Below are 18891 nucleotides of genomic sequence, written 5' to 3'. Positions count from 1 at the left end.
GATCGTCGCGGATCTCGTACCGCGGTCGGGTGCTCTCGTCGAGCACGAAATGTCCCAGGAGATGGGGATGCCGCACGCACAGTCGGCGCACGCAGGCGTGCAGCCGCTCCGCGTCGAGAGTGCCACGCAGGCTCAGCTCCACTTGGACGAGGTAGGGGTCGTCGCCGTCACCACCTTCGTACAGGGAGTGGAACAGCATGCCGGATTGCAAGGGCGTCACCGGAAGCCGTCCGTCGGTCGCGGGGCTCGTCGCGACCGGGACGACGGGTCCGTTCGCCGCGACCACCTCGGCCAGCGCACGGATTGTCTGATGCTCGACCACATCTCGTGACGACACGGACAGACCCGCGGCCCGCGCCCGGTCCGCCAGACGAATGGCGAGGATGCTGTCACCGCCGGATGCGAAGAATCCGTCGTCGACGCCGACGCCCTCGTGCCCGAGTACCGCCACGAACAGCGCGTGCAGCCGGGCCTCGACGTCGGTACGCGGCGGCGTACCCCCTCCGTTGCCGCGCGCGGCCAGAGCACGCAGTCTCGGCTCATCGACTTTGCCGTTCACCGTGGTCGGTATCGCATCCACGATGACGATCGCGGACGGAAGCGCGTGCGCGGGCAGTAGTTTCGCGATCCCGCCCCGCAGAGCGGCGGCATCGAGGTGTGCACCCGTGACGAAAGCGACGAACCGCCGGTCCGGCATGGCGGGCACCGCCGCGGCGCGCACCCCCGGCTGGGCGCACAGGGCGGCCTCGATTTCGCCGGGCTCGAGCCGGAACCCGCGGACCTTCAGCTGCCGATCCGCCCGGCCGAGATAGTCCAGCGTCCCGGCGGCGTTCCAGCGCACCACGTCGCCGCTGCGATACATCAGTCCGCCGGAATTCCCGAAGGGGTCGGCGAGGTACCGTGTCGCGGTGCGTCCCGGACTGCGCAGGTATCCCGCCGCGACGCCCGCGCCGGCCACGTACAGCTCGCCGGGCACTCCCGGCGCACAGGGCCGCAACGCCGCATCGAGGACGTACGTCGCGGTGCCCGGTATGGGAGTGCCGATATCGCGGGCGGAGACCGGCTCGGTCAAGGGGGTCCAGGTACTGATGATCGTCGTTTCGGTGATGCCGTACATGTTGACCAGGCGCGGCAGCCGCATGGCCGGCCTCGACCACCATTCCGTCACTCGCCACGGCTCCACCGGTTCACCACCGAAGACGATGTAGCGCAGCGCGAGCCGCTCGCCGAGTGCGGGACGGGCTGCGGTGGCGTCGACCAGCGTGCCGAACGCGGTCGGCGTCTGGCTCAGCACCGTAACGCGCTGTGCCACCAGCAGCTCGAGAAACGCGTCCGGGTCGCGCGCCACGTCGGTGTCGACGACCACGAGGGTGCCGCCCTGGCACAGCGCTCCCCACATCTCCCATACCGAGAAGTCGAAAACGGCGGCGTGGAAGAGGGTCCAGACGTCGTTGGGGTCGAACTCGAACCAGGACTCGGTCGCCGTGAGGAGCGCGACGACATTCGCGTGCGTCACGACCACGCCCTTCGGCGGGCCCGTGGTACCGGAGGTGTAGATGACGTAGGCGGGCTGCCGCGCGGTGGGCCGGATCGCGGTCGCGACGGGTGCCTCGGCCGCGTCGGCCAGTCGCAGCACCGGCACGGTGATGAGGCCTTCCGGCAGCGCGACACCGTCTCCGGTGAGGACCACCACGGGAGCCACGTCATCGATGATCCCCCGCAGCCGCTGCTCCGGATAGCCGGGGTCCAGCGGAACGTAGGCCGCGCCCGAATACAGCACCGCGACCACCGCGACGATCAAATCCACCGAGCGCGGCAGCGCGAGAACGACGAACTCCCCTGGGCCCGCGCCATATCCGGCCAAGGCACGGGCCAGCCGCCGTGCCCGTGCGTCGAGTTCGGCGTAGGTGAGCGACTCGCCGCCGTGCACGACCGCCGTCTTGCCGGGATGGGCGGCCACGGTTCTTTCGAACCGGTCGAGCAGCGTTTCGGGCACCGCGGTGACGACTGCCGCGCCCACGGGGTCCGGCGCGAACCGCAGTCGCCCCAGCGGGAGTTCGTCCGGTGCCGTGCTCAGCGCCTCGATCGCCACGACCAGACGGTGCTGATGGGCGGCGAGATCGGCCTCGGTGTAGCGCGCTGTGCTCGATTCCAGCGTCACACCCGGCTCCGGTCCGCCGTCGTCCTGTATCCCGATGACCAGCTCGTCGGAGCCACCGCCCGAGATATGGTGCAGCGTGGCCGTTTCCGCACCGAACCGGATGCCTTTCTGGAACGGCAGCACGTTGACGGCGGGGCCGAGGACACCGGGATCCACGCCGGCCGCGACGAGGTCGGCCCGCATGTCTGCGTACTGGAAATGCTGATGGCGCAGCACGATCAGCATTTCGGCACGCAGTGCACGGATCAGCTCGCCGACGGTCGCCGACGGGTCCACCGGGATACGCAGTGGCAGGAGATTCGAGGTCACACCGAGCGCGGTACGGGAACGCTTCGCGGGCACGGCGAGACGAAGGGTGACCGTACGCGCCCCGGAATCGGCGTGCAACAGTATCGCGATCGCCGCGAGCACCCAAGCGGGCCAAGCGATTCCCGACGCGTCGGCGCGCGCCCGCAGCGCCTGCCACGCCGCGGCGCCGAGGACGCCGGGCTGCCTGATGTACCGGGCGGACACGACGGTCGACGGCGCCCCGGCGAACAGTGGCGCGTCGTCCGGCCCGGCCACAGCCAGTCGCCGCGCCCAGAACTGCCGGTCCGCGGCGAACCTCGGCGACCCGCGGTACCGTTCGTCCGCTTCGACCAGGTCGGTCACCCGGTCGAAGATGTTTTCCGCGACCGGCTTTCGGTCGATCAGCGCGGTATAGACATCGGCCACCCGCCGGATCATCGCGACCGACGCGGCACCGTCGAGCACCAGGTGATGGCCGCGGAGGAACCAGACGGTGCCTTCGGCGCCGAGATCGATCAGGTGATGTTCGAACAGCGGTGCCCGGGCGAGATCGAAAGGCCGTTCCAGTGCGGCCTCCATGTACGCACGCGCCTCGGCGTGCGGATCCGATGCGTCGCGAAAACTGCAGCGGCGCAACGGCCAGTCCACAAGCTCCGCGAGCACCTGGGTGACCGCACCGCCGGGCTGCTCGTCGAAGTACACCCTGATCGACTCCGCTCCGGCGACCACGATGCGCAGCGCTCGCTCGAACGCCGTCTCGTCGAGCGCGCTGCGGAGGCGCACATAGCCGCCGACAACGAACCGGAGTCCGGACTCGTCGAGTCGCTGCGCGACCCAGACGTGCTGCTGTGCCCCGGTGAGCGGCAGCCTGGCGGTCACCGTAGTTCCTCGGCGAGCACGTGCGGATCCCTAGCGACGGCGGCGAGCAGCCGCTGCGTCTGCGCGGCGATCTCGACCACCTGCGCTTCCTCGAATACCGCGCGCTGATAACCGAACACGATCGTCAGCTCCGCTTTCGGATCGACCGTGAGCGTCAGGGGGTAGTGCGCGGCATCGCGCAGTTCGACGTCGGCCTCGAACAGTCCGTCACCCGCGGCCGCGAGCTGATCGGTGTCGATCGGATAGGACTCGTAGGCGAGCACGGTGTCGAACAACGTGTCCCGCGCGCCTGCCGCGGCGTGGATTTCGGCCAGGCCCAGGTGGTGGTGTTCGATCAGCGCGGCCTGCGCGGCCTGTACCGCGCGCAACAGCTCCGAGACCGACTGTTCGGCGATGAGTCGCACCCGTACCGGCACGGTGTTGATGCACAGTCCGACAATGGATTCGACGCCGGGCAACGCGGCCGGGCGGCCCGATACGGTCGCGCCGAACACCACGTCGTCGCGACCGAGCCTGCGGCCCAACTGGATTGCCCAGGCCACCTGCAAGACAGTGTTGAGGGTCGTCCCGGCGCTCGCCGCGACGGCCCCGAGTGCCGCTGTCGTGTCCGCGTCGATCGTCAACCGGTGTGTGCCCGGCACCACCGCGATCTCGTGAGTGCGCGCGCCGGCGGCGATCAGGGTCGGCGTGCGAATTCCGTCGAGCTCCCGCCGCCATGCTCGCGCGGACGCGGCCGTGTCGCGGCCGTGGTGCCAGGCGAGGTACTCGCGAAAGGACCCACCGGGAGCGGGCAGTGGTTCGCCGGTGGCGTACGCCGCCAACAGGTCACGCAGCACCAGCGGCAGTGACCAGCCGTCGAGCAGGATGTGGTGATAGGTCGCGAGCAACGCGTACCCGGATTGCCCGATCCGCGCCAGGGTGAATCGCAGCAACGGCGGGCGGGCCGGGTCGAAACGCGCCGCGCGGTCCAGCTCCGCCAGCTCGGTCAGCTCGGCTTCGGACGCGAGCTCGACTTCGCGCCACGGCACTTCGACCGCTGCCGGGATCACCTGACGTGCTGCGGCGGTGGTGTCGGTGACGAACGCCGCGCGCAGGTTCGGATGGCGCCGCATGAGGTGACCGACCGCGTCGCGCAGCCGCGCGCGATCGACCGGCCCCCGCAGCCGCAGCACCGTCTGCACGTTGTAGACGTCGACTGCGGCCGCATCCGCACGTCCGGCGAGCATCGCGTGGAAGTACAGGCCCGGCTGTAGCGGCGCGAGCGGCCACACGTCGGTGAGCTGCCCATAATCGCGTTCCCACCGTGCGATGTCCGCGCCGCTGACCCGGACGAGCGGGAAGTCCGAGGGGGTGTGCCCGCCCGCGGGGCCGGTACGCGCGTAGGCGGCGATCGCGCCGAGCGCCGCCACCCACAGCTCGGCCAGCTCGGTCACCGCACCCGCGTCGAGAAGAGTATCGGGATAGGCGAATCCGGCATGCAGCCGCGCTCCGGCGACGATCGCGTTCACCTCGATCGAGGCCGCCGCGGCCAGGTCGGGATCAGGTTCGGCGGCCGGTGCCGCGAACAGCTCGGCGCTCCGCTCGCCGACGCGACCCAGATAGTTGAACGCGATCTGCCCCGGCATCGATTCCGGCAACAGCTGTGCGGTATCGGGATTCAGGTAGCGCAGCAAGCCGTAGCCGATCCCGTGGTCGGGCAGGGCGCGCAGTTGCTCCTTGACCGACTTGATCATTGCGCCGGTCTCGTCCGTACCGGCCAGCGCCGCATCGACATCGATGTCGCCGAGGTCGAGGCGCACCGGGTAGAGGGAGGTGAACCACCCGACCGTGCGGGACAGATCCGCCCCCGCGGCGAGCTGTTCTTCGCGGCCGTGACCCTCCAAGCGCAGCAACGACACCGGTGCGTCCTGGCCGCGACGGCGCCGCCACCGCACGAGCGCCGCAGCGAACGCGGCGAGCAAGATCTCGTCCACGCCCGCGTGGAACAGGCCGGGAACAGTTCGCACCAGGGCCTCGGTGACCGCCTCGTCCACCGTGACCGCTACCGTCTCGACCCGGGTGGCCAGATCAATGGCGGGATCGAGCGACCGGGCACCGAGCAACGGATCCGGGGTGGCACAGATGCGCTGCCACAGGCCGACTTCGGCGATCCGATCGGGTGCGTAGGCGGCGTCGACCAGCGCGTGCGACCACCGGCGCATGGAGGTGCCCGGCGGATCCAGCTGCGGCGCTTGCCCGTTCGATACGGCAGCGAGAGCGGTGAGCAGATCCGGAAGCAGGATGCGCCAGGACACGCCGTCGACCACCAGGTGATGGGCGCAGATCAGCAACCGACCGGGCAGAGCCGGATCGGTACGGTCCAGCCAGACGAACTGGACCATGACCCCGGCGGCCGGATCGAGACGGCCCAGGGCGGCATCGAGCTGGACCGCCGTCGCGGCGTCGTCGGGTTCTTCATCGAAATGGCTGCGACGCAGGACCTTCGCGGCCTCGACCGTTCCCGGTGCCGTGGTCTCGAACCGCCACTCTCCGGTGTCGTCGCGGAATAGGCGGCTGCGCAGCATGTCGTGCCGGTCGAGCACAGCCGCGACCGCGCCGATTAGCGCCTCGAGGGTGGTGTTCGCGGGCAGGTCGACCGTGAGGGTCTGATGCACTCGGCGGAAACCGCCGCGTTCGGTAAGCCAGCGCGCAACCGGCGGGAGCGGCAATTCGCCGACGCCGCCGCCGGGCAGCTCGGACAGCTGTGGCACGACGGTGTCAGAGCCGATGGCCGTTGCCGCCGCGGCGATTCCGGCCACCGTGCGCTGGTCGAAGACGTCGCGGGGCGTGAAATGCCAGCCCTTGGCCCTGGCCCGCGACGCGAGCTGGATCGAGATGATGCTGTCCCCGCCGAGCGCGAAGAAGGAGTCGTGTACGCCGGGCCGGTCGACGCCGAGTACCTCGGTGAAGATCTCGGCCACGACTCGTTCGGCCTCGGTGCGTGGCGCCTGAGCGGATCGAGGCACGGCGACGGGGTCCGGCAGCGCGGCGCGGTCCAGCTTGCCGTGCGCGGTCAGCGGAAGCGTCGCCATCCGCACAATGGCGGCGGGTCGCATGTAGAACGGAACACGTTCAGCGACATGTTGTTCCAAAGATTCGATAGCCGGATCTGTGCCGTGCACCGGCACCACGTAGGCCACCAGCTGCGGCGAACCGGTGGCTCCGGTCCGGACCACGACGGCCGCTCGCGCCACCGCCTCGTGCTCGAGCAGGGCGACCTCGAGTTCGACGGGTTCGATGCGGTAGCCGCGAATCTTCACCTGATCATCTGCGCGGCCCAGGTATTCGAGTCGGCCGTCGGAATTCCAGCGGGCGCGGTCACCGGTGCGGTACATGCGCGTGCCGGACGCGCCGAACGGGTCCGCCACATAGCGGGCCGCGGTCGCCGCGGGACGGGACCGGTAGCCGCGAGCGAGCTGGGGTCCGGCGAGGTAGATCTCCCCCGCCGCGCCGACCGGCGCGGGCCGCAGGCGCGAGTCCAGCACGCGCACAGCCAGTCCCGCCAGGCCCCGGCCGATTCCGCTGGCCCCGCTCGAACCGGCGTGCGTCAGCGTCAGCTGGGTGGCGTGCACGGTCGCCTCGGTGATGCCGTACAGATTCGAAACACGGGTCCGGGCCGCCGGATCCGCGGCGAACCACGGGCGCAGCCGACGCGGGTCCAGCGCCTCGCCACCGAGCACGAGGTGCCGCAGCGCGGGCAAGGCGATCGTGCCGGAGTCGAGCAGCGAGTACAACGCCGACGGTGTCTGGCTCAGCACCGTAATACGTTCCCGCGCCAGTAGTTCGACGAACTCGCGCGGCGATCGCGTCACGTCGGCGGCTACGACGACCAAGGTTGCGCCGCCCGCCAGGGCACCCCACATCTCCCATACCGAGAAGTCGAAGGCGGGCGAGTGGAACATGGTCCACACATCGGTGGGGCCGGTGTCGATCACCGCCGCGGTGGCGCGCAGCATCGCGACGACATTGCGATGCGTCACGCAGACGCCCTTCGGCTGCCCGGTGGAGCCGGAGGTGTACAGCACGTAGGCGAGATCGTCCGGACGCGGGGGTCGGTGCCGCGTGCTCGCCTCGGCCGTATCCGTCTCGCCGAGCAGGAGATACGGGACATCGGTCGCGGGCAGATCGGCTCGGTCGGCGTCGGTGGTGACCACGCAGGCCGGATTCGTCTCGGCGAGCACGAAGGCGAGGCGGCGCGCCGGGTTGCCGAGATCCAGCGGGACATAGCCCGCTCCGGACTTCAGCACACCGAGCAGTGCGACGATCAGCTCTACCGAACGCGAAACGCCCACAGCGACCAAAGAATCAGCACCGATGCCGCGGGCGGACAACGTCCACGCGAGTACATCGCCGGCGCGGTCGAGCTCGCGATAGGTCAGTGCCCTGGAGCTGTCGCGGACCGCGACGGCATCCGGACGCGCGGCCACCTGTGCCCGGAACAGATCCACCAAGGTGAGCTCCGGCACCGGCTCGGCCGACCGCTGCCAATGCGCAAGCACCTGCGCGCGTTCCATGGCACCGATCAGATCTACGTCCGCCACCGCAGCAGCGGGATTCGCCGCGAGCGCACTCAGCACCCGTACCAGCCGATCGCTCAGCCGCGCGACGCTCGCCTGATCGAGCAGATCGGGTCGCCATCCTGCGGTCAGATGCAGCCGGTCGGTCTGCCGGACCGTCAGGGTCAAGGGGTAGTGCGTCGCCTCTCGCGAGCGCAGTCCCGTGATCGTCAGTCCCGCGTGGGTGGCGGTCTGCGCGCGCAGCGCCGCTTCGTCGACGGGATAGGTTTCGACCACCAAGAGCGTGTCGAACAAGCCGCGCTCGCCGGCATCGGCCTGGGCGACGATATCCGGCAGGCCGAGGTGATGGTGGGCGCTCAGCGCGAACTGCTCGAGCTGCACGCGGCGCAGCAATTCCGCCGCGGTCTCCGTCGGGCGCAACCGGATCCGGATCGGCACGGTATTGATGAACAGACCGACCATCGATTCCACACCCACCAGATCAGCGGGGCGGCCCGATACGGTGGTGCCGAAGACGATATCGCAACGGTCGGTCATCCGCGCCAGGAGTATCGCCCATGCGGCTTGCAGCACCGTATTGACCGTCACCTCCAGCTCGGTCGCCAACCGGACGACGGCTCGGGACTGTGACTCGTCCAGCGTGAACTCGTGCTCGAGCGGCAGCACCGAAGGCGCAGACAGGTCCGTGTCCCCGGCCAGCAACGTCGGCTCGGCCACTCCGGCGAGCGCTGCCGCCCACGCTTGCCTCGAGGTCGAAAGATTCTGCTCGGCGAGCCATTCCACGTAGTTGCGGTATGCCCGCGGTGGTTCGAGCGCGAATCCGGCGTACTCGGCGACTATCTCGCGGACCAGCAGCGGAATGGACCAACCGTCGAGCAGCAGATGATGGTAGGTGACGACCCACTGTGCCCGGTCGGCGCCGCGGCGCAGCAGCAGCGAACGCAACAGCGGCGGCCGCGCCGGATCGAACGGTGTCGCGCGTTCGGCGTCCAGCACCCGCTCGGCTTCCTCGTCCGGCGCGTCCGCGAGCTGCACCTCCCGCCACGGCAACGCCACCTCTGCGACGACGAGTTGCACCGGCGAGCCCGCCGCGTCGAAGCCGAAAGCGGTGCGCAGGTTCGCATGTCGCGCGAGGACAGCCGCCGCGGCCGCACGTAGCCGCGGCCCGTCGACCGTGCCGTGCACGCTGAGCACCAACTGCACCGTGTACACGTCGACCATGCCGGGATCGAACATGGCGTGGAAGAGCATTCCGGCCTGTAGTGGCGAGACCGGCCACACATCGGTCAACGCTGGATACCGGCGCTCCCAGGTTTCGATATCGCTTTGCGCGGGCCGCACCAGCGGGAAATCGGACGGCGTGTGCCCGCCCTGCGTGCGCACGTCGCGCGCGTGCCGGGCCAGGGCGGCGAGGGCCGCACGCCATAGCGCAACCAGTTCTTCGCCCGCGTCCTCGGTGAACAACGTGCGCGCGTAGCCGAAGCTGGTCACCAGCCGCTCGCCGAGGACGATGGAATCCACTTCGACTGCGCCCAGCGCGCCACGGCGGGCATCGGGCCGGATCACCAACCGGCCGTATTCGGGCGCGGGCAACCAGCCGATGCCTGCCAGCTCCGCCGGGACGTCCACGCCGGTGATGTGGCCGAAGTAGTTGAACGAGATCTCGCCCGGCTCCCGGTGCGGCAGTTGGGCGGCGGTGTCCGCGTTGAGGAAACGGAGCAGGCCGTAACCGAAGCCGTTGTGCGGGGCCGCCCGCAGCTGTTCCTTCACGGCCTTCAGCGCGACGCCGAGGGCCGGGCCGCCCGCGAACGCGTCATCGAGATCCACCCCGGACAGGTCGAGCCGGGCCGGCACGATCGAGGTGAACCAGCCCACGGTGCGGGACAATTCGGCGCCGGGCACCGCGTCCTGCTCGCGGCCGTGACCTTCCAGCCGCAGCAGCACCGACCGTTCCGGTTCCCCGCGCCGGGACCGCCAGCGAGTCACCGCGAGCGCGAGCGCGGTCAGCAGCGCGTCTGCCACCCGGGCGCGGTACCGACCGGGGATGGCGGTGACGAGCGCCGCGGTGTCCCGCTCATCGAGTTCGACGGTGGTGTGCGCCACCTGATTCGCGAAATCGCGATGCGGGTCGAACGGGCGGTCGCCGAACGCGGGATCGGGGCCCTCGACGATCTCGCGCCAGATCGGCAGCTCGTCGACCGTCGCGGCGGCGTGCGCGGTCTCGACGAGGGCATGCGACCAGGCCCGCATCGACGTGCCGACCTCGGGCAGCCGCGGCGTGCCGCCCGCCGCGACGGCAGCCCACGCGGCGACGAAATCGGGCAACAGCACGCGCCAGGACACGCCGTCGACGGCGATGTGGTGCGCGGCCACGACGAGCAGGCCCGGCGTGGCCGGGGACTGCGGCCTGAGCCAGACGAACCGCACCACGTCGCCGGTGGCCGGGTCGATCCGATCGACAGCGGCGTTCAGTTCGGCGGTCGCCAGCGCCACCAGGTCCGCGTGCGCCAAATCCTCGTGCACCACCTGGTGCACCAGCGAATCGACGTCCACGCTGCCGGGCGGCGCGACCGTCAGCTGCCATTCCCCCGTATCGTCCCGATACAACCGCGAGCGCAACATGTCGTGCTGATCCACCACGGCCGTTACCGTGGAAACTACTGCAGCCCTGTCGATTCCGACGGGCAGCTCCAGCGTCATCGCCTGGCAGAAGCGGTCGAAGTCGCCACCACGTTCGATCAGGAAACGGATCACCGGCGTGAGCGGCAACGTGCCGACACCGCCGCCGGGCAGCTCCGGCAGGGGCCGCAGGTCCGCGTCGGCCGCGGTCTCGGCGACGGCGGCGAGGCCCGCCACCGTGCGATGTTCGTACACCTGCTGGGCGGTCACCGCGATGCCGCGCGCCCGCGCCCTGGAGACGAGCAGGATCGACATGATGCTGTCGCCGCCGAGCGCGAAGAAGGATTCGTCGACACCGATGCCGTCGCGGCCGAGCACCTCGGCGAACACTGCCGCGAGCGCGTGTTCGGTATCGGTGCCCGGGGCACGGAAGGCCACCGGCTCGAAGACCGGAGCGGGCAGGGCCTTTCGGTCCAGCTTGCCGGATCGATTCCGCGGCAGCTCGGTGAGCACCACGATGGCGGCGGGCACGAGGTATTGCGGCAAGCTCTCGCGCAGCCGCTGGTCCACCGCGTCGGGATCGATCCGATGTCCGGCGGCCGGAGTCACGTAGGCGACCAATCGGCCACTGCCCGAGGCGGTCTCGTCGTGGACCACGGCCACGGCCTGCGCCACCGAATCCTGCGCGGCGAGCACCGCTTCCACTTCGCCGAGCTCGATCCGGATGCCGCGCACCTTCACCTGGAAGTCGCTGCGGCCGAGGAACTCCAGCTCGCCGGCCGCGGTCGAGCGCACGATATCGCCGGTGCGATAGAGCCGCTCGCCGGCGCCACCGAACGGATCGGCGACGAAACGCGCCGCGGTCTGGCCGGGCCGGCGCACGTAGCCGCGGGCCAGTGCCGCGCCGCCGAGATACAGCTCGCCGGGTATGCCCGGCGGCACCGGCTGCAAACACGTGTCCAGCACGTAGGCAAGAGAATCCCACGAGGGGGTGCCGATCGGGATCGGACCGACGGCGTTCACGCCGATGGCGTGCCGGGTGACCGCGACGGTCGCCTCGGTCGGACCGTAGAGGTTGTCGTAGCGCGCGCCCGGCGCGACGGCCGGCAGCTCGGCCGCCAGCGTGTGCGTCAGCGCCTCACCGGCGAGCAGGACGCGGCGCACGCTCGAGCCGAACGGCGCACTCACCGCGAGTCGATGAGCGGCGAGGGTGGCGGGCGTGAATTGCACCGTGGTGACGGCGTTCTCGGCGATCGCCTGCGCCAGCGCGCTCGGCTCGCCCTGCGCCGCCGCCGCGTCGAGTACCAGCCGAGCACCGGTGACGAAGGGCCACAGCACCTCCCACGCCGCGACATCGAACGACAGCGCGGTCTTGCGCAGCACGGCGTCGGTGCTGTCCAGCCCGTGCAGGTGCTGCATCCAGGCCAGGTGCGTGCACACGGCGGCGTTGGTGACGCCGACGCCCTTCGGCTGCCCGGTCGAGCCGGAGGTGAACAGCACGTACGCCAGATTCTCCGGCCGCAGTGGTGCGATGCGCTCGGCGTCGGTCAGCGGGGCGGGTGATTCGTCGGCGAGGTCGATCTCATCGAGGTAGAGCACCGGAATGGGCGGCGGCGCAACGAATCCGGCACGCCGGGTGGTCAGCACGCAGACCGGCTGGGCGAGGTCGAGCAGGTGGGCGTGCCGCTCGCGTGGCTGGCCGGGGTCCAGCGGCAGGTATGCGCCGCCGGTCGCCGTCACGGCGTGCAGCGCGACGATCTGTTCCACCGCGGGCTCGAACGCGAGCGCCACCAATCCCTCCGGGCCGACTCCCGATCGAACCAGCCTGCGGGCCAATCGGTTCGATGCAGCGTGCAGGTCGGCGTAGGAGAGGGTGAGCTCCGGGCCGGTGAGCGCGATCGCCTCCGGTGCGCGGGCGGCCTGCGCGGCGAACAACGCGGCCAGCGTGGTGGGCGGCGCGGCGGCGGTGTCTGCGCGCTGCCCCACGAGCGGACCGGCCTCGTTCGGAGCCGCGAGACCCACGAGGCCCACCGGCGTGTTCGGCGTGCGGGCGAGTACGTCGAGCAGTCGGATGATCCGGTCCCGGTGCGTACGGTGCGCTCCGGGCAGTGCGAGCCGCCAGCCGCCGGCGGCTCGGTCGTCGAGGCACAGGCTGAGAACCGCCCCCTCCCCTTCGACCGCGGTGACGGTCGCCGTGCCGAGACGATCCAAGGCCGCGCCCGGGAGCATCCGTACTTCGAGCGGCCACTGTCCGAACAGCGGGGCTTCGGTCCACGGATCATCGATATCGGGAATGTAGCGGTGGCGGCGCGCTGTACGCAGTTCGCGTCCGACCTGCTTGGCGAGCGCACCGAAACTGTCCTGCGGTGCCACCGTGATCCGCAGTGGCACCGTGGTTTCCCCGGCCGTGAGTGCGATCACGAATTCGCGCGTCATGGCCAGCCGGGTGCCGTAGACGGCCAGCGCCGCCAGCAGGACGGCGGGCGCGCCGCCGCCACACGATCGGGCGATCCTGGTCAACTCCGCCGACGCCGCCACCTCGGCCCACAACGCGTCGGGAGTCGCCGGGTCGCGCGAATCCACCGGTACCGGAAGCGGTTCGGGCCGGAGCGCGACGGCGAAGCTGTCCGTCCAGTATTCGCGGTCGGCGGCCCACGCACCCGCTTCGCGGTAGCGGCGTTCGTGCTCCAAACGTTGTTCGACCGACCCGAACGGTGCACCGGAATCGTCGACCGAGTCGGCACCGTCGAGCAGATCGCGCACCCTGGCCGCCAGGGCGAGCAAGCCCGGCTCGTCGACGACCAGCCGGTGACCACGCTGATACCAGCCGACCCGGTTCGCACCGAGCGGGAAGATCACCTGCCGATACAACCGCTCGCCGCTGATATCCATTGCGCGCGAACGCTCTTCGCCGATCCATTCGGCGACGAACCGCGCGGCGTCCGCTCCGTCACAGGTCTGCACGAGGGCCGGGACGGGCGATGCCTCGAACACCTGGGCCGTCCCCGTGTCATCCCGGAATACGCTGTGCAGCACCGGGCATGCCGCCGCGGCGGTCTCGGCGGCCCAGCACAGGGCTGCAGCGGTCACGGTCCCGCTCAGTTCCAGATACAGGTCTACGCAGTCCGTTTCGGAACTGTTCCGGTGTGCTCGCGCCGCGAAGGCGGCACGCTGCGCGTCACTCGGCGCCCGCGGTCCGGTCGTCTCGGCGCGGGGCTGCTCAGCGATAGTCATGAAATCCCTGCCCGGTCTTGCGACCGAAGTGTCCGGCGGCGACCAGCGCCGCGAGGGCGGGCGGCACCCGATAGTGTTGCGCGCCGGTCTCTTGCCGCAGTACGGCGATGGTGTCGGCCACGTTGTCGAGGCCGATCAGGTCGGCGGTGCGCAGCGGACCCATCCGATGCCCGAGGCACTGCTCGAAGAGCGCGTCCACGGTCTCGGCGTCGGTCCCGGTGCCGAGCGTGTCGGCGGCCTCGGCGATGCTCAGCATGAGCAAACGGTTCAACACGAAGCCGGCGCGGTCGCCGACCACGATGGCGGTTTTACCGAGTTCGGCAAGCAGACTCCGCGCCCGGTCCAGCGTCGAGGCCGACGTCTGCGCGCCGCGCACGACTTCCACCGCCTCGGTCAGCGGCGCGGGATTCATGAAGTGCAGGCCGAGCACCCGGTCCGGGCGGTCGGTGGCGGCGGCCAGCCGTGCGATCGGGATCGCGGAGGTGCAGGAGGCGAGGACGGCCTCCGCGGGGCACCGGCGATCGAGCTCGCCGAACAGCCGCTCCTTGAGTTCGATGCGCTCGGTGACGCATTCGATGACGAACTCCACCTCGCCCAACTCCTCGATGCGCGCGACCCACCGCACCCGGCGGACGGCTTCGCGCGCGATCCCGCGGTCACCGTGCCCGAGCAGCAGCGCCAAACGCACCGATTCGCCGAGGCCGCGCCGCGCGCGCTCGACGGCGGCGGGGTCGGGCTCGACTACCACGACCTCCCGGCCCACCTGAGCCAGACACTGCGCGATACCGGCTCCCATGGTTCCCGCGCCGATCACCGCGACCACTCCGTTCATCGGGTCACCTCGGCTTCCGCGACGCAGCGCAGGGCGATATCAGGCACTGGTTCCGCCGGAGTCGCGAGCAGTCCGCGCACCAGCCGGACGAGATCCGCGGCCATCTCCCGCACCGTCGATTCATCGAAAAGTTCCTTCGCGTAGGTCAATTCCAGGGCGGTGCCGTCGGCGCCGCGGTCCAGCGCCAGCTCCGTCACCGCCGTGGGGGCAGTCCGATAGCGGATCGCCGGGTCACCCGGCCGGCCTGGCGGTTCTGCCAGTGCCGCCGCGGACCGCTCGATCAACTCGGCCCCGTCCGGCTCGTCGGCCAGCTCGATCCGGACCACACCCGCCGCCAGCCCCACCGGCACCTGGTCGGCGCCCGCGTACCAGCTCAGCAGCGCCACCCACGCGGCGAGCAGCACGTCGTCGCCGTGTTCGGCGTCGAGTGGTTGGTACACCGTGTCCGTGGTGTATCGCACGGGGCTCTGACTTCTCGGTCGATCAGTCGGAACATCCAGTGGCGAAATATGGTCGGTGACAGCACCATCCGAAGGCACCGGCGCGGCGGCGAGTTCGTCGATCGACCGATCCGGCGCCGATTCGACGAGCTCGGTGAGGATCTCCAGGTAGGTGGTCGCGAAACCCGCCGCCGTGCGCTGGGTGAACAACTCGGTGCTGTACTCGAAACAGGCCAGCATGTCCTGGTCGTCACTGCGGTCGTAGGTGATCAGGCTGAGATCGAATTTCGCTGTCCCGGAGGGCAATCCGCCGAACGCATTGTGGATCGAGTGATCCAGGTCGAAGAACTCCGTCTCGCCGGTGCCGAGCGGGTTGGCGGTGCCGCTGAGTTCCTGATGCACATAGAGCACGTCGAAAAGCGGTGTACGCGAAAGATCCCGCTGATCGTCGAGCGCGTTGACCACCCGCTCGAAGGGGATCTCCTGATTCTCCAAGGCGCCGAGCACGATCGCGCGCACCCGGGCGAGCAGGTCGGCCAGCGTCGCGGGTCCGGACAGGTTGGCCCGCAGCGCGACGGTGCTGTTGAAAAAGCCGATCAGCCCTTCCAGCTCACGCCGAGCGCGTCCGGTCGTCGGTGTGCCGACCACGAGGTCGCGCTGCCCGCTGCGCCGCGCCAGCAGCAGGTAGAACGCCGACAGCAAGACCACGAACAGCGAGACCGATTCGCGTTTGGCGACCACCCGGGCCTGCGCGAGCAGTGGGGCCGTGACCGTGAACGGCTCCAGGTCGCCGACGAAGGTCTTGCGCTTCGGGCGCGGGAAATCGGTGGGCAGCTGCAGTTTCGGAGCGTCGCGCAGCAGGGTCGTCCAGTACGCCAGTTCATGGTCGAGAGCGCCGGAGTCGAGGAGGTCGCGGTGCCAGCGCGCATAGTCGCGATAGCGCACCGGCAGCGGCTCCAGCTCGGCCGCCCGCCCCTCCTGACGGGCTGCGTAGAGCAGCGGGATCTCCCGGGCCAGAATGCCCGGCGTGGCCCCATCGGTGACGCAGTGATGGCAGGTCACCTGCAGCACATGCGTTTCCGGGGCCAGCGTCACCACCAGCACCCGGACCAGAGGGTCCCGCGCCAGGTCGAACGGTGCGGTCGCGGCCTCCCGGATCAGCGCGCGTCCTGCCGCCACCGGGTCTGGCGCGGCGGAGACGTCGGCGAGCCGGAAGAACTCGCCGAGCGAAGGGCGCACCCGCACCACGGGCAAGCCGTCGACCTCCACGAGGTTGTAGCGCAGCGGTTCGTGCCGCGCGGCGAAGTCCTCGAAAGTGCCCTTGATCGCGGCGAAGTCGAACGCGCCGCGCAGGACGTTGACCACCGGGTAGTTGTACAGGGTGGTGTCCGGCACGAGCTGGTGGTGGAACCACATGCGTTCCTGCCCCGGCGACATGACCAGCTCGTCGGTGCGCGTGATCGGCGGTACGTCGCGGGCGGGCGCGCCGGTCTCAGCTGCTGCGAGATCGGCGCGACCACGCAGCATCTCGGCGAAATCGGCCACCCTGGGCTTTTCGTAGACTTCGAGCAGCTTGGGGCGGAAGCCGTAGCTCTCGGCGACACGTTCGACCAATTGCACGGCGATGATCGAGTTGCCGCCGAGATCGAAATAGTCGTCGTCCAAACCGATTTCGGACTCGGTATGCAGCAGTTCGCGCAGTACCTCGCGCAACCAGAGCGTCGGATCCGTAGGAGCGGTAGGCGCGACGACCGCCACCTCCGGCGCGGTGAACCGCGCCGACGACGGCAGCTCGACCCAGCACCTGGTGCCGTGCAATGGATGTCCGGGCAAGCGCACGCGGTGGCCGTCGTCGCCGTTCACCCCGGCCCAATCGAGGTCGAGGCCGTGTTCGTAGAGGCGACCGAGCAACCCGAGCAGGTCCGATTCCGCAGTGCCGAAGACGATCCGTGCGTCGGAGCGGCCCGCCAGATCCTCGGCGAGGAAACGTCCGAGCATGCCGTCGGTGCTCGGATCGACGAAGACGACCGGTCCCTCGCGCAGCAGCGTCTCTGCGGCGACGAGCAGTCGCGCGCGGTCCACCGCCGGGTCGTCCGCTGCCGCGGCCAATTCGACTGGGTCGACCGGTGCCGTCGATCCGAGCAGTGCGCGGGACAAGAACTTGGACGCTCCCCCGCTCAGTACGGCCGCGAATCGAATACCGCTCGCCCGCAGCCGGTTGTGCATGGCGAGTTGACCGCCGAGCACCTCGGCGACCGCCCCGACGGCGGGGATCTGTCCGGGCAGCGGCGCGGTCTCCTGACCTACCGGTCGCGCACCGGGCGAGAGCAGGAGCGCGACGCGTGGCGCGGCCAACGGCTCCCGATCCGCCGCGACGGCGGGACCGAGCGAACCGAGTTGTTCGGCGACTTCGGCTGTGCTGCCGGCGATCACAGCGAGGCGCTGCGCGAAGTGTCGACGGCCGTGGCCCAGGGTGAAGGCTACATCCGGCAATTCGACCGTCTTTGCCCGAAGGTGTGCTGCCAGTTCGCGGCACAGCTCGGTGAGCGTTTCCGGCGTCCGTGCGGACACCCCGACGAGGCGAGGACGCGGTAGTGCCGCTTCGAGCGCCGGCCGTTCGGGTGCCTGCTGGACAACGCAATGGGCGTTGGCGCCGCCGAGACTGTACGAACTGACCCCCGCCAGACGTGGTTTCTCGCCGGCCCACACCCGCCCGCGGGTGAGCACCTCGATACCGGCGGCCGCCAAGTCGAGATCCCCGGTAGGACGGTGGAAATGCAGGGACGGGAACAACACGCCGTCCGCAACGGACAGCACCGCCTTGACCAAGCCCGTGACCCCGGCCGCGTGGTCGAGGTGGCCGATATTGGTTTTCACCGAGCCGATCGGCAGCGATTCGGGCCGTCCGGCGAACGCGGCGCGCAGACCTTCGAGTTCCACCGCATCGCCGAGGCGGGTCGCGGAGCCGTGCGCTTCGATGTATCCGGCGTCGGCGGGATCGGCCGCCGCATTGCGCCAGGCCCGCTGGATGACCCGGGCCTGCGCGGCCGCGCTCGGCGTGCTGATGGTGACCGCGGAGTGGCCGTTGTGCAGCACCGCGCTACCCCGGATGACGGCGTAGACCGGCGCGCGATCGGCGCGGGCCCGCGCCAACGTGGTCAGCAGCAGGGCCGCACCGCCCTCGCCCGGCACCGTACCGTCGGCGTCGGCGTCGAACGCGCGCACCTGACCGCTGGGCGAGGCGATCTCGGTCATCGTCTGCGCGGTCCACCGGGGGGTGCCGCCCGCGCGCACGCTGACTCCACCCGCGAGCGCGTATTCCGCTTCGCCGCAGCGCAACTCGCGGCAGGCGTGATGGACGGCGACGAGTGAGGAATTGCAGCCGCTCTCGATGGCGTAGCACGGGCCGGTCAAACCGAGCAGGTGCGCGATCCGGGCGGGTGTGGCGAAAGGCAGGTTGCCGAGCATGCTCAGCGCGCCCGGGTCCACCGCCATCGCGTGGTAGCTCGGCATCGGCGCGCTGAACACCACCGCGGATGTCGCCTCGCGCAGGGTATCGGGCGCGTAGCCCGCGTCCTCGATCGCCAGGTGTGCCAATTCCAATGCGATCCGCTGCTGCGGATCCATCAGGGCGGCTTCGCGTTTGGACAGACCGAAGAAGGCGTAGTCGAAGCTGTGGATGTCGGTGAGATGGCCCATCGGCAGGTAGTCGACGCCGCGGTCCAGCGCCGTGGCCTCGGCCCTGGCCTCCGGCATGGGACCGATCGAGTCGCGCCCGGCCGCGAGGTTGGCGCGGAACCGCGCCAGATCCGGCGCGTCCGGGAACCGGGCGCCGATGCCGACGATCGCGATGTCGTCGTCACGAAGGGAGAATGCGGTCAC

General features: G+C 70.3%; 3 protein-coding genes and 1 pseudogene. All 4 read right to left on the bottom strand.

The window, feature by feature from the left end; all coding sequences use genetic code 11:
• Positions 1-295 precede the first annotated feature (295 nt).
• Positions 296-3328: pseudogene (locus tag NBRGI_RS07685) on the bottom strand (non-ribosomal peptide synthetase); the annotation flags it as partial.
• Positions 3325-13737: a non-ribosomal peptide synthetase gene (locus NBRGI_RS43530; RefSeq protein WP_036557910.1), complete on the bottom strand. Its 10413-nt coding sequence runs from the start codon at positions 13735-13737 to the stop codon at positions 3325-3327. The pseudogene NBRGI_RS07685 and the gene NBRGI_RS43530, both read right to left, overlap by 4 nt.
• Positions 13724-14569, bottom strand: a complete 846-nt coding sequence (locus NBRGI_RS07675; RefSeq protein ID WP_029893962.1) for a 3-hydroxyacyl-CoA dehydrogenase family protein — start codon at positions 14567-14569, stop codon at positions 13724-13726. The genes NBRGI_RS43530 and NBRGI_RS07675 overlap by 14 nt, the downstream gene beginning before the upstream one ends.
• Positions 14566-18891, bottom strand: a complete 4326-nt coding sequence (locus tag NBRGI_RS07670) for a condensation domain-containing protein (RefSeq protein WP_029893960.1) — start codon at positions 18889-18891, stop codon at positions 14566-14568. The genes NBRGI_RS07675 and NBRGI_RS07670 overlap by 4 nt, the downstream gene beginning before the upstream one ends.

The organism is Nocardia brasiliensis IFM 10847 (genome assembly GCF_000710915.1).
Lineage (GTDB): Bacteria > Actinomycetota > Actinomycetes > Mycobacteriales > Mycobacteriaceae > Nocardia > Nocardia brasiliensis_A.
Note: the sequence above shows the minus strand (reverse complement) of the source record. Positions and strands in the feature narration are given on the sequence as shown.